This window comes from Teichococcus aestuarii (assembly GCF_003116135.1).
Taxonomy (GTDB): Bacteria; Pseudomonadota; Alphaproteobacteria; order Acetobacterales; family Acetobacteraceae; genus Pseudoroseomonas; species Pseudoroseomonas aestuarii.
On sequence record NZ_PDOA01000003.1, the window covers coordinates 426,824 to 438,761 of the forward strand.

Here is an 11,938-nt window from a genome sequence, read left to right on the forward strand (position 1 = left end):
GGTCGCGCCGCCTGCCCCGCGGGGTGCCGCAGGGTGAGCGGCAGCGCGGACCGGCCCTTCCTGCCGCACTTCCCGGTGGAGCTGCCGGTCCCGGATCTGCGCCCCTGGCTGGCGGGCAACCTGCTGCCGGGGGTGTGGAGCTTCACCGCCGCCGAGCCCGGCCCGCATGTGGCGCTGGTCAGCCTGATCCACGGCAACGAGATCGCCGGCGCGCTGCTGCTGTCGCGCTGGCTGGCACGGGGGCTGCGGCCGGCGCGCGGGCGGCTCACCTTCGTCTTCGCCAACCTGCGCGCCTTCGCCCGCTTCGACCCCGCCGACCCCACCCTCAGCCGCTACATCGACGAGGACATGAACCGCGTCTGGTGCGGCCGCGTGCTGAACGGCCCGCGCCAGAGCGCCGAGCTGCAGCGCGCGCGGGAGCTGCTGCCACTGGTGGAGAGCGTCGATGTGCTGCTGGACCTGCACAGCATGCTCTGGCCTTCCGACCCGCTGATCCTCTGCGGCACCACGCCGCGCGGGCAGGTGCTGGGCCGGCGGCTCGGCGTGCCGCCGCTGGTGGTGGCCGACCAGGGCCACAACACCGGCCTGCGGCTGATCGACCACAGCGGCTTCAGCACGCCGGAGGGGCAGCGCACCGCCCTGCTGGTGGAAGGCGGCCAGCACTGGGAGGCGGCGACGCTGGCCACGCTGGAGGGCTGCGCCACCGCCCTGCTGCGCGAGACCGGCACGCTGGACCTGCCCCCCGCCCCGTCCGCCGCCCCGCCCCGCCTGGCGCGGGTGACGCGCACGGTCGTCGCCGGCACGCACAATTTCAGCTTCGTCGCGCCGTTCCGGGGCGGCGCCGTCATCCCCCACCGCAACACGCTGCTGGCGCTGGATGGCGAGACCGAGATCCGCACGCCGCATGATGACTGCCTGCTGGTGATGCCAAGCCCGCGCACCATGCGCGGCCACACCGCCGTGCGCCTGGCGCGCTTCCTCGGCCCAGACGAGGCCTGAAAGCCCCGCAAAGACCGGCACGCCGGACATCTGGCAAGCCGGTCATCGGATGAGTGGGGATTGCAGACAGTGAACAGCCCGTGCCACCCTGCCGGCCCGCTGGCAGGCCCCGCCCGCCCGCCCAAAGAGACACACCCCACCGGAGGACTTCCAGGATGGCCATTGGCCTGCGCATCGCCGAGCAGTTCACCCGCGTCGCGCCCGCGCTGATCGACCGGGCGGCGAAGCTGCCCGTCGCCAATATCGGCGATGTCATGAACCGGATGCAGGCCATGCGCGGCGGCTTCAAGGCCTATGGCGGGCGCCGCGCCCTGGTCGGCCCGGCGCTGACCGTGCGCGTCCGCCCCGGCGACAACCTGCTGCTGCACCGCGCCATCGACCTCGCCCAGCCGGGCGATGTCATCGTCTGCGACGGCGGCGGCGACCTCTCCATCGCCGTGGCCGGCGACCTGATGGCCAGCCACGCCGTCAGCCGCCGCGTCGGCGCGCTGGTGGTCGATGGCGCGGTGCGCGACATCAAGGAGCTGGCGCAGCTCGACCTCGGCGTCTGGGCGCTCGGCGCCACGCCGGCGGGGCCGCACAAGGAAGGGCCGGGCGAGATCGGCTACCCCATCGCCTGCGGCGGGCTGGTGGTCGCCCCCGGCGACCTGATCGCGGCCGACGAGGATGGCGTCGTCGTCGTGCCCCGCGAGGCGGCGGAGGCGGTGATCACGGCGGCCGAGGGCCATGCGGCGAAGGAGGCCGCCACCACCGCCGCCATCCGCGGCGCCGGCTGGGACCGCGCCTGGGTGGAGCAGACCCTGGCCGCCAAGGGCTTCGCCATCACGCGCTGAGGACGGGGAGCATGGCCACGCCCGTGGCGCAGGTGCCGGCGGAGCGCGTCCACCGGCAGATCCTGAACATCCTGCTGGCATGGGGCATGGACCCTGTGCTGGCCGCCACCACGGCCGAGGCCATGGTGGAGACCGACCTCATGGGCATCGACTCGCACGGCCTGTCGATGCTGATGATGTACGAGACCATGCGCAACGCCGGGCAGCTCGACCTCGCGGCGCGGCCGCGCGTGGTGCGGCGCAACGCCGCCACCGCGCTGGTCGATGGCGGCGCCGGGCTCGGCCATCCCGTCGCCGTCATGGCGATGGAGCTGGCCGTGGAGCAGGCGCGGGCGGGCGGCATCGGCGCGGTGGGGGTGTTCAACTCGCACCATTTCGGCGCCGCCGGCTACTACGCGCGGCTGGCGGCGAAGCGCGGCGTCATCGGCCTGGTGATGACCACGGCGCGCAGCGTGCTGGTGGTGCCCACGCGCGGCGCGCAGCCGATGCTCGGCACCAACCCCATCGCCCTCGCCGCGCCGGCCGATGGCCGGCCGGCCTTCGTGCTGGACATGTCGAGCAGCACGGTGGCCGGCAACAAGGTCAAGGTCTACGACCTCAACGGCAAGCCGATGCCGGAAGGCTGGGTGGTGGATGGCGAGGGCCGCCCCGTCACCGACGCCGCCGAGGGCATGGCCTATCTCTTCAGGCGGGCCGAGGGCGGCCTGACCCCGCTCGGCGGCGACGAGGCCACCGGCGGCCACAAGGGCTATGGCCTGGGGCTGATGGTGCAGATCCTGGCCGGCACGCTGACCGGCGGCGCCCTCTCCGTGCTGCGCAACCGCACAGCGAAGCCGGGGGAGCCGGACAATATCGGCCATTTCTTCCTGGCCATCGACCCCGCCGCCTTTCGCCCGCCGGAGGAATTCGAGGCCGATCTCGGCACGCTGCTGGAGACGATGCGGGCGACGCCCCCTGCCCTCTCGGGCCGCCCCGTGCTGATCCCCGGCGAGCCGGAGGATGCCGAGCACGCCGCCCGCGGCGCCGCCGGCATCCCCGTGCCGGAGACGCTGGACCGCCATGTGCGGGAGATCTGCGCCCGCTGCGGCGCCGGTTACGTGCTGGCCTGACACTGCCGGGGCGCGGCACCGCCGCCGCGCCCCGCTGCGGACCGTGAAGACACGGCCGCCCTGCGCAAGAACCACCGGGAGAATGTCCACATGTCCAGGATGCCTCGCCGCGCCCTGATGGCCGGCCTGCTCGCCGCCCCCGCCCTGCTGCGCCCCCGCGCCGCCGCCGCCCAGGCCTCCGGCTGGCAGCCCACGCGCCCCGTGCAGCTCATCGCCGGCTTCGCGCCCGGCGGCGGCAGCGACATCATCGCCCGCACCATCGCCGAGGCCTGCGCGCCGCTCTACCCGCAGCCGCTGGTGGTGGTGAACCGCCCCGGCGCCGGCGGCGCGCTCGCCGCCGATTTCGTCGCCCGCGCGGCGCCGGACGGCCACACCCTGCTGCTGGCCGGCGGCAGCGAGAGCACCTCCATCCCCGCCCACCGCGAGGTGCCCTACGACCCCAAGACATCCTTCCGCGCCGTCATCCGCCTGACGCGCAACGGGCATTTCATCTGCGTGCGCGGCAAGGGCGGCCGCTTCTCCGACATGCGGCAGGTGATGGCGGCGGCCAAGGCGGAGCCGGGGCGCATCACCCATGGCTCGGCCGGCGCCGGCACCCTCTCCCACTCGCTGTTCCTGCTGCTGGAGCGGCGCGCGGCGGTGGAGTTCCTGCACGTGCCCTATACCGGCGGCGGCCCGGTGGCGCAGGCCCTGCTCTCGGGCGAGATCGACCTCGGCGTGCAGGCGTCCGACGAGCTGGGCGGGCTCGCCGCCTCGGGCGACATCGTGCCGATCGCCCTCGCCTCCGCCGAGCGCTCCCCCGCCTGGCCCGATGTGCCGACGCTGCGCGAGCTGGGCTGGGACGTGCGGGCCGACAACCAGAAGGGCTGGATCGGCCCCGCCGGGCTGACCGACGCCATGGCGGCCTACCACCACGACCGCTTCCGCGAGGGCATGAAGGCGCCCGCCTGGATCCGCTTCATGGAGCGCATCCGCGAGGCGGACGGCTATGCCAGCGGCCCCGACTTCCAGCGCGCCATGGACACGCTGCTGGACGACATCCGCGGCGCGCTGCGCCGAAGCTGAGCAAGGAGAACGCGCGAATGACCCCGATCACCCCGCCCGCCCCGGTCGCCTTCATCGGGCTCGGCGTCATGGGGGCGGCGATGGCCACCAACCTGCGCCGCGCCGGCTTCGCCCTCACGGTGCACACCCGCAGCCGCGCCAAGGCGGCCACGCTGGAGGCGCAGGGCGCGGCCTGGGCGGAGAGTGCCGCCGGGGCGGCGCGCGGCGCCGCCTGCGTGGGCCTCTGCGTGCCCGACACGCCGGATGTGGAGGCCGTGCTGTTCGGCCCCGGCGGCGTGGCGGAGGGCATCGCCCCCGGCGCGGTGGTGATCGACTTCTCCTCGATCGCCGCCGCCCCCGCCGCCGGCTTTGCCGCGCGGCTGCTGGCCGAGCGCGGCGCGCACCTGCTGGACAGCCCGGTCTCCGGCGGCCCCGCCGGGGCGCGGGACGGCACCCTCACCTGCATGGTGGGCGGCGACCGCGCGGCCTTCGACGCCGCCGCCGCCGTGTTCGGCGCGGTGGGGCGCAGCGCCACGCATCTCGGCCCGGCCGGTGCCGGGCAGGTGTGCAAGTCGGCCAACCAGCTCATCATCACCGCCACCATGCAGGCGGTGTTCGAGGCGCTGGCGCTGGGCCGCAAGGCGGGGCTGGACCCGGAGGCGATGCGCCAGGCGCTGCTCGGCGGCTCCGCCCGTTCGGCGGTGCTGGAGGCGCATGCCAAGCGCTACCTCGATGGCGCGCTGCAGCCCGGCTTCCGCGCAGAGCTGATGCGCAAGGACATGCGCCTGGCGATCGGCGCCGCGCGGGACCACGGGGTGTTCGCGCCTTCCACCGCGCTGGCCGCGCAGATGATGGAGGCGCTGGTCAACAGCGGGCGGGGGGGCATGGATTCGGCGGCGCTGGGGGAGCTGGTGGCCGAGCTTTCCGGCGTGGCCAAGCCTGACTGACAAAAGAAAGAAAAGGGGTTCCAGGGGAGAATTCCTTCTCCCCTGGCCTTTCGTTCAGCGCGGCTCGCCCTGCACCGGCACGTAGCCCAGCTCGGTGATGAAGGTGGTGATCTCGCCCGTGGCGGCCTCCACCTCCGCGAGGTCGGTGCCCTTGGCCACCAGCGCCACGCCGTTCCCCTCCGGGCGGTAATACGGGTAGGAGCCGATATCGAGCTGGGGGTAGCGCGCCTGGATGGCGCCTAGCCCCTCGGCGATGGTGCCCTCCAGCATGCCGGCGGCGTGCACCGCGCGCGACTGCACCGGCACGCCGCCGGCCAGCTTCGGCGTCAGCCCCTCGAACATCGCCTGCATGATGCGCGGCACGCCCGCCATCACATGCACATTGCCGATGATGAAGCCGGGCGCGACGGAGACCGGGTTGTCGATCAGCGCGGCGCCGCGCGGCATGGTGGCCATGCGCTGGCGCGCGGCGTTGAACTCGGCCGGCGGGTCCTGGCGCGCGTAATGCGCGGCCAGCCGTGCCCATGCCTCCGGGTGCGGCTCCCACGGCACGCCGAAGGCGGCGGCGATGCATTCGGCGGTGATGTCGTCATGCGTCGGGCCGATGCCGCCCGTGGTGAAGACATAGGTGAACTTCGCCCGCACCTCGTTCACCGTGCCGATGACCGTCTCCGGCACGTCGGGGATGACGCGCACCTCGCGCAGCGGGATGCCGATCTCGCCGAGCTTCGTGGCGATGAACTTCAGGTTGGCATCCTGGGTGCGGCCCGAGAGCACCTCGTTGCCGATGATGAGCAGGCAGGCGGTGGGGTTGGTCATGTGCGAGTCCCAAGGGCGGCGTCGGGGGGGGAGTCTACCCCCCGCCCGCCTCACAGGAAATCGCGCAACAGCGCGACCAGCGGCCTGTCGGCCGGCGGCATGGCGTAGTCGGAGAGCTTCTGCGGCTTCACCCAGGCCAGCGCCTGCCCCTCCCGCGCGGTGACCGTGCCTTCCCAGCGGCGGCAGAGGTAGAGCGGCATCAGCAGGTGGAAGCGCCCGGCATCATGGCTGGCGAAGGTGAAGGGCGCGAGGCAGGCGGCGGAGACGTCGATATCCAGCTCCTCCTTCAGCTCGCGGATCAGCGCCTGCTCCGGCGTCTCGCCGGGGTCCAGCTTGCCGCCGGGAAACTCCCACAGCCCCGCCATCGGCTTGCCTTCCGGCCGGCGGGCCAGCAGCACGCGGCCATCGGGGTCGACCAGCGCGCAGGCGGCCACCAGCAGCATGGGCTTGGCGTCCGGCGGCGGCGGCTCGGCCACGAAGGGCTCGGGCAGCGGCACGGGGGCGGTCAGGTCCTCCCGCCCGCCCTCGAACAGCGTCACCGGCAGGCGGGCGCCGCGCGCCAGGAACGGCACCTCGCCCTTGCCCGTCTCGCGCAGGCCGATGCGCCGCAGCACGGCGCCGGAGCGGCCATTCTCCTCCAGCGCATGGGCGAAGATGCTGTCCAGGTCGAGATTGGCGAGGCCCCAGCGGGCCAGCCGGCCAGCCGCCTCGGCGGCCACGCCATGGCCCCAGAAGCGGCGCCCGACCCAGTAGCCCAGCTCGGCGCGGCGGGTATCCGGCTCCCGCGTCAGGCCGACGCAGCCGACCAGCACCTCGGTGTCGCCATCCTGGCCGACGATGGCCAGGTGCCAGGCGGAGCCCTCCGCCAGCCGCTTGTGGGTGGAGGCGATCCACTCATCGGCCAGCTCGCGGGAGTAGGGGAAGGGCACGCGGCTGAGCCAGCGCACCACCTCCCAGTCGTTGATCAGGCGGTGCAGCGCCGGGGCATCCTCGGCGCGCAGGGGCCGCAGCGTCAGCCGCTCGGTGCGGAGGGGGGCGAATTCGGGCTCGCTCATGCGGGGAAGTCCAGGCCCCGTGGCGCAGGGCGCCACGGGGCCATGGGATTTAGCGCTTCCACCAGCCGCGCTTCTTCGGCGCATCCGGCACGGCATCCACGAGCACGGGCTGCACCGGTGCGCCGGCTTCCGGCGTGGCGGCCGGCGCCGGCTCCACGGCCGGCGCGGGTTCGGCCACGGCCTCGCTGGCCGGGGCAGCCGCCGGCACTTCCACCGGCATCTCCACCGGCACCGCCTCCACGGTCTCCGGCGTGGCCGCGGCGGCCTTGGCCGGAGCCTTGCGCGTGCGGCGCGGCTTGGCCGGCGCAGCCTCCACCGGCTCTTCCGCCGGCGCGGCTTCCACCGCCTCCGGCGCGGCCGCGGCGGCCTTGGCCGGAGCCTTGCGCGTGCGGCGCGGCTTGGCCGGCGCGGCTTCCGCCTCCACAGGCACCTCCACCGGCGCGGCTTCCACCGCCTCCGGCGCGGCCACGGCGGCCTTGGCCGGCGCCTTGCGCGTGCGGCGCGGCTTGGCCGGCGCAGCCTCCACCGGCGCTTCCACCGCTGCTTCCACAGGAGCCTCGACCACGGGCGCGGGCTCGGTCAGCGGCAGGGGCGCGGGCTCCGGCAGGGCGGCGCTTTCCACGACAGGCTGCGGCGCGGCCTGCATCTCCGGCACCGGCGGTTGCGGCAGCGAGTCGATGGCGGCGACCGGCGCCACCTCCGGCGTCACCGGCGGCAGCGTGCCGGGCTTCGGCGCCAGCGGCTGCTGCGCGGCTTCCTCGGCCGCCGCCATGGCGTCGAAGATGTCGTCCAGCGTGCCGGCGAAGGGGTCGGCGGGCGTCGGGCCGGCATAACGCGGGCGCGGCGGCTCCGTTCCCTCGCCGAAGCGGCGGCGGCCACGGCGGCCGCGGCGACCACGGCGCTGCTCCTCCTCGCTGTCGAAGGCGGCGCCATCGGCCGCCGGCCCCTCGGGCACCGGCGTGGCGGAGGCGGGCGCGGCTTCGGGCACCGCCTCGTCCGGGGTCATGCCCTCGGACTCGGCCTCGGCCTCGTCGCCCTCGCTGTCGCCCTCGCTGTCGTCCGGCCCGGCGAGATCGCCGGCCTGCATCGGCGCGCCATCCTCGCGGCGGCCCCCACGGCGGCGGCGACGGCGGCGGCGGCGGCGGTTCTCGCCATTGCCACGGTCCTCGGCACCGGCCTCGGCGGGCGGAACCTCGGCGCCGGCCGGCACGGCCACGGCCTCATCCTCGGCGGCGGCGGCAGGCATGGGCGCAGGCGCGGCCGTGGCGGCGGGCGCCTCCGGCACGGCCACCGGCGCGGCCTCCTCCACCTCGGGGGCGTAGTCCATGCGCAGCGCGGCGGGGGCGCTGGGCGGCTCGGCCACGGTCTGCGCGCGGGTGCGCTCGATGCGGATGGCCGGCGGCAGCAGCTTGGCGTCCGGCTCGAACAGCACGGCCATGCCGTAGCGCGCCTCGATCTCCGCCAGACGCTCGCGCCGGCGGTTGAGGATGTGCAGGGCCAGTTCCGGCGCGATGGAGACGACGATCTCGGCGGCGCGGCGGCGGGCGCCCTCCTCCTCGATCTGGCGCAGCACCTGCAGTGCGCTGCTCTCCGGCGTGCGGACGATGCCGAGGCCCTGGCAGTGCGGGCAGGTGGCGAAGGAATGCTCGGTGAGGCTGGGGCGCAGCCGCTGGCGGCTCATCTCCAGCAGGCCGAAATGGCTGATGCGGCCGACCTGGATGCGGGCGCGGTCCTGCTTCAGCGCCTCCTTCAGGCGGCGCTCCACCTGCGCGTCGTTGCGCGAGGACTCCATGTCGATGAAGTCGATGACGATGAGGCCGGCCAGGTCGCGCAGGCGCAGCTGGCGCGCCACCTCGTCGGCGGCCTCCAGGTTGGTGCGCAGCGCGGTGTCCTCGATGTGCCGGTCGCGCGTGGCGCGGCCCGAGTTCACGTCGATGGCGACCAGCGCCTCGGTCTGGTTGATGACGATGTAGCCGCCCGACTTCAGCTGCACGGTGGGCGACATCATCGCGTCGAGCTGCTGGTCCACGCCGTGGCGCGCGAAGAGCGGCACCGAGTGGTCCTTGTAGAGGCGGATCTTGCGGTCGTTCTGCGGCATCAGCATCCGCATGAAGTCGCGCGCCTGGCGGTAGGCGCCCTCGCCCTCCACCTGGATCTCCTCGATGTCGCGGCCGAACACGTCGCGGATCGAGCGCTTGATGAGGTCGGCTTCCTCATAGACCAGCGTCGGCGCGGTGGATTCCAGCGTGCGCTCGCGGATGTCGTCCCACAGACGCAGCAGGTACTCGCAGTCGCGGCGGATCTCGGGCTTCGGCCGGCCGGCGCCGGCGGTGCGGACGATCATGCTCATGCCGCGCGGCATGCTCAGCTCCTCGATCACCTCGCGCAGGCGCTTGCGGTCGGCGATGGAGGTGATCTTGCGGGAGATGCCGCCGCCGCGCGGGCTGTTCGGCATCAGCACGGAGAAGCGGCCGGCGAGGCTGATATAGGTGGTCAGCGCCGCGCCCTTGTTGCCGCGCTCCTCCTTGACGACCTGCACCAGCATGACCTGCCGGCGGCGGATCACCTCCTGGATCTTGTAGTGGCGCAGGAAGCGGGGCGGGATGCGGCGCTCCTCGCGGCCGTTCTCCTCGTCCTTGTCACGGCCGCCGAGCATCTCGGGCGGGGTCTCGGGAGCGGCGCTCTCGGCGTCCTCGCCGGCGGTCTCGCTCACCGGCACGCCCTCATGCGGCACGGTGGCCTCGGCGGCGGCGGCCTCGGCGGCGATCAGCGCCTCGCCGGAGGTCTCGCGGGGCGCCTGGTCGGCATCGACCATCTGCTCGATGCGTGCGGCCATCGCGTCGGCCTCGGCCTCGCTGACCTCCTCGCCCTCGTCGTCCGCCTCATCCTCGGCGGCCTCGGCGGCCTGCAGGGCGAGCAGGCGCTCACGGTCGGCGACGGGCAGCTGGTAGTAGTCGGGGTGGATCTCGCCGAAGGCGAGAAAGCCGTGGCGGTTGCCGCCATACTCGACGAAGGCGGCCTGGAGGCTGGGCTCCACGCGCACCACCTTGGCGAGGTAGATGTTGCCCTTCAGCGGGCGCTTGTTCTCGGTCTCGATGTCGAATTCTTCGAGCCGGTTGCCGTCCAGCACCACCACGCGTGTCTCGTCGGCGTGGGATGCATCGATCAGCATGCGCTTGGTCATGAACCGGGATGCTCCGAGCCACCGGCGCGGTCGCGCTGCCGGTGGCGGCAATGGGTGGGCAGGCCCGAGGCAGCGGGGTCGCGCAGGCGGCGTGGCGATGGACTTGCCATGCGGCTCTGGTCTCGACCTCTCGTCTCGGCGGGCCGCGCCCCGGAATGGGGGGGCCCTTGTTGGGCGCGCCGCGCGCAGGCCCCGGGACCGTGCCGCCACATCGCAGAGCGACGCCGGGCGGGCACGAACGGGCCAGCGGCAGGCACGAGCCAGGATGGCGGGCGGAAAACCCGCATCATCCCTCCGCGCCATGGTGCACGCGCCGGTGGAGCGGACAACGGGGCTCTGGCGGAGCCGGGATGCGCGCACCCCTGATCATAGGGGGCAATCCCTTGCCAGATCCTTCAGGCCGCTTCGGGCCTGGCCCGCCATGAAGGCGGCGGAGCCAGGAAAAGCCCAGGCGGCCGTGCCCGGAACCTCCACCGACAGCGTTCGCCGCCGGGGCAAGGCACCATAGGCGGGGGCTGCTCCTTCCACAAGGCATTGCATTCCTCACATGTTACATGAAGGAATCCCGTGATCCTGCGGCACTGGCATGATAGAGGCGAAGTATCGGCAAGGTGCGGCCCATCGCGGGCCGGCCGGCGTGGCGGCGTTTTCGCGCCCCTGCCCGCCTTCCGGTCGCCGCCGCGCCCCGCGCCGGCGGTGACGGGCGCGCACCCAGGGGAGGGCCGCGCCCGGCCGGGGCCGCCGGGAGGGGGAAAGCCCGCCGGCCTCGCCAGGCTCATCGAGGGGGAGTTCGCCGCGCCATGTCTGATTCACCCGGCCGCCGGCAATTGTTGCAGATGGCGCTGGGGCTCGCCTTCGCCGGGGTGCCGGCGCTGGCCGAGGCCGCCGTCACCGCCGCCCGGCTGGCGCGCGCCGATGGCGGCAGCCGCCTGACCATCGCGGTCAACAGCGCCACGCGCTGGTCGCTGCGCGCCACCACCCGCCCCGCCCGGCTGGTGCTGAGCCTGCCCGGCACCACCTGGCGCGGCCCGGCGCGGCTCGGCGCGGCCGGTCTGGTGCGCGGCGCGCGCTGGGACAACGCCAACAAGCGGCTGCTGATCGACCTCGCCGGCCCCGTCTCGGTGCAGGCGGAGGAGGACGGGCGGCAGCTCGCGGTGCATGTCACGCCCGGCACCCAGCCCGGCTTCGCGCGGCTGGCGCGCGGCACCATCGCCGAGGGGCGGCTGGGCGGCGCGGCGGCCGCCTCCTCCCTGCCGCTGGTGGTGCTGGACCCCGGCCATGGCGGCAAGGACCCGGGCACGATCGGCGTCAACGGCACGCTGGAGAAGCGCATCACCCTCGCCGCCGCGCTGGAGCTGAAGCGGCAGCTCGAGGCGGGCGGGCGCTGCCGCGTGGCGCTGACCCGCGCGCGCGACGCGTTCGTCTCGCTCGACGGCCGGGTGGAGTTCGCCCGCAAGCGGGAGGCGGCGCTGTTCGTCTCGCTGCACGCCGATTCCGCGCCGGGGGCGCGCGGCGCCAGCGTCTACACCCTCTCCGACCGCGCCTCGGACGCGCTCTCCGCCCGGCTGGCGCAGACGCAGAACCGCGCCGACGCGGCGGGCGGGCTGCGCCTGCCCGATGTCTCGCCCGAGGTGGAGCGCATCCTCTACTCGCTGGTGCGGCAGGAGACGAAGGTGGGCTCGGCGCGGATGGCGCGCTTCGTGGTGGATTCGCTCGGCCGCAGCGTGACGCTGCTGCCCAACACCCACCGCCAGGCTTCCTTCGCCGTGCTCAAGGCGCCGGACGTGCCGAGCGTGCTGGTGGAGATGGGCTTCCTCTCGGACCGGCGGGACGAGGCGGCGCTGAACCGCGCCGCGCACCGCGCCCTGCTCGCCCGCTCGATGACCCGGGCGATCCATGGCTGGCTGGCCCAGCACCATGCCGGCATGATCCACGCCGGCTGACAGAA

9 protein-coding genes are annotated in these 11,938 nt (G+C 74.4%); 6 read left to right on the forward strand and 3 right to left on the reverse strand.

From position 1 onward, the window contains the following. Positions 1 to 33: 33 nt before the first annotated feature. The 5 genes from CR165_RS07480 to CR165_RS07500 all read left to right on the forward strand — a co-directional run bounded on the left by CR165_RS07480 (position 34) and on the right by CR165_RS07500 (position 4,932). Entirely contained in the window at positions 34 to 999 is a 966-nt protein-coding gene (locus tag CR165_RS07480; protein ID WP_109516329.1) for a M14 family metallopeptidase, read from the forward strand. Positions 1,000 to 1,154: 155 nt separating this feature from the next. After that, on the forward strand, positions 1,155 to 1,832 hold the full coding sequence (locus tag CR165_RS07485; protein WP_109516330.1) for an RraA family protein: 678 nt from the start codon (positions 1,155 to 1,157) through the stop codon (positions 1,830 to 1,832). Between the two features lie 11 nt (positions 1,833 to 1,843). After that, on the forward strand, positions 1,844 to 2,941 hold the full coding sequence (locus CR165_RS07490) for an Ldh family oxidoreductase (RefSeq protein ID WP_109516331.1): 1,098 nt from the start codon (positions 1,844 to 1,846) through the stop codon (positions 2,939 to 2,941). A 90-nt stretch (positions 2,942 to 3,031) separates the two neighbouring features. Beyond that, positions 3,032 to 4,006 (forward strand): tripartite tricarboxylate transporter substrate binding protein, encoded by a 975-nt coding sequence (locus CR165_RS07495; protein ID WP_109516332.1) that lies wholly within the window; start codon positions 3,032 to 3,034, stop codon positions 4,004 to 4,006. A 17-nt stretch (positions 4,007 to 4,023) separates the two neighbouring features. Beyond that, entirely contained in the window at positions 4,024 to 4,932 is a 909-nt protein-coding gene (locus CR165_RS07500; RefSeq protein ID WP_109516333.1) for an NAD(P)-dependent oxidoreductase, read from the forward strand. A gap of 54 nt (positions 4,933 to 4,986) precedes the next feature. Here CR165_RS07500 and CR165_RS07505 read toward each other — a convergent pair whose 3' ends face one another. From CR165_RS07505 to CR165_RS07515, 3 genes are read right to left on the reverse strand one after another with little or no spacing between them, the layout of a single operon-like run. Further along, complete coding sequence (locus tag CR165_RS07505; RefSeq protein WP_109516334.1) at positions 4,987 to 5,751, reverse strand: competence/damage-inducible protein A; 765 nt, start codon at positions 5,749 to 5,751, stop codon at positions 4,987 to 4,989. A gap of 50 nt (positions 5,752 to 5,801) precedes the next feature. Then, entirely contained in the window at positions 5,802 to 6,806 is a 1,005-nt protein-coding gene (locus CR165_RS07510; RefSeq protein WP_109516335.1) for a bifunctional GNAT family N-acetyltransferase/(deoxy)nucleoside triphosphate pyrophosphohydrolase, read from the reverse strand. A gap of 49 nt (positions 6,807 to 6,855) precedes the next feature. Beyond that, positions 6,856 to 9,990: a ribonuclease E/G gene (locus tag CR165_RS07515; RefSeq protein ID WP_109516336.1), complete on the reverse strand. Its 3,135-nt coding sequence runs from the start codon at positions 9,988 to 9,990 to the stop codon at positions 6,856 to 6,858. Positions 9,991 to 10,790: 800 nt separating this feature from the next. Here CR165_RS07515 and CR165_RS07520 point away from each other — a divergent pair. Next, the gene (locus CR165_RS07520) at positions 10,791 to 11,933 is read left to right on the forward strand and encodes an N-acetylmuramoyl-L-alanine amidase (RefSeq protein WP_109516337.1); all 1,143 of its coding nucleotides are present in this window, start codon (positions 10,791 to 10,793) and stop codon (positions 11,931 to 11,933) included. Positions 11,934 to 11,938: the final 5 nt, after the last annotated feature.

Bases quoted from the DNA above. Each gene is read 5' to 3' on its own strand.
- CR165_RS07485 (WP_109516330.1), top strand. From the start codon at position 1,155: ATGGCCATTGGCCTGCGCATCGCCGAGCAGTTCACCCGCGTCGCGCCC.
- CR165_RS07490 (WP_109516331.1), top strand. From the start codon at position 1,844: ATGGCCACGCCCGTGGCGCAGGTGCCGGCGGAGCGCGTCCACCGGCAG.
- CR165_RS07495 (WP_109516332.1), top strand. From the start codon at position 3,032: ATGTCCAGGATGCCTCGCCGCGCCCTGATGGCCGGCCTGCTCGCCGCC.
- CR165_RS07500 (WP_109516333.1), top strand. From the start codon at position 4,024: ATGACCCCGATCACCCCGCCCGCCCCGGTCGCCTTCATCGGGCTCGGC.
- CR165_RS07505 (WP_109516334.1), bottom strand. From the start codon at position 5,751: ATGACCAACCCCACCGCCTGCCTGCTCATCATCGGCAACGAGGTGCTC.
- CR165_RS07510 (WP_109516335.1), bottom strand. From the start codon at position 6,806: ATGAGCGAGCCCGAATTCGCCCCCCTCCGCACCGAGCGGCTGACGCTG.
- CR165_RS07515 (WP_109516336.1), bottom strand. From the start codon at position 9,990: ATGACCAAGCGCATGCTGATCGATGCATCCCACGCCGACGAGACACGC.
- CR165_RS07520 (WP_109516337.1), top strand. From the start codon at position 10,791: ATGTCTGATTCACCCGGCCGCCGGCAATTGTTGCAGATGGCGCTGGGG.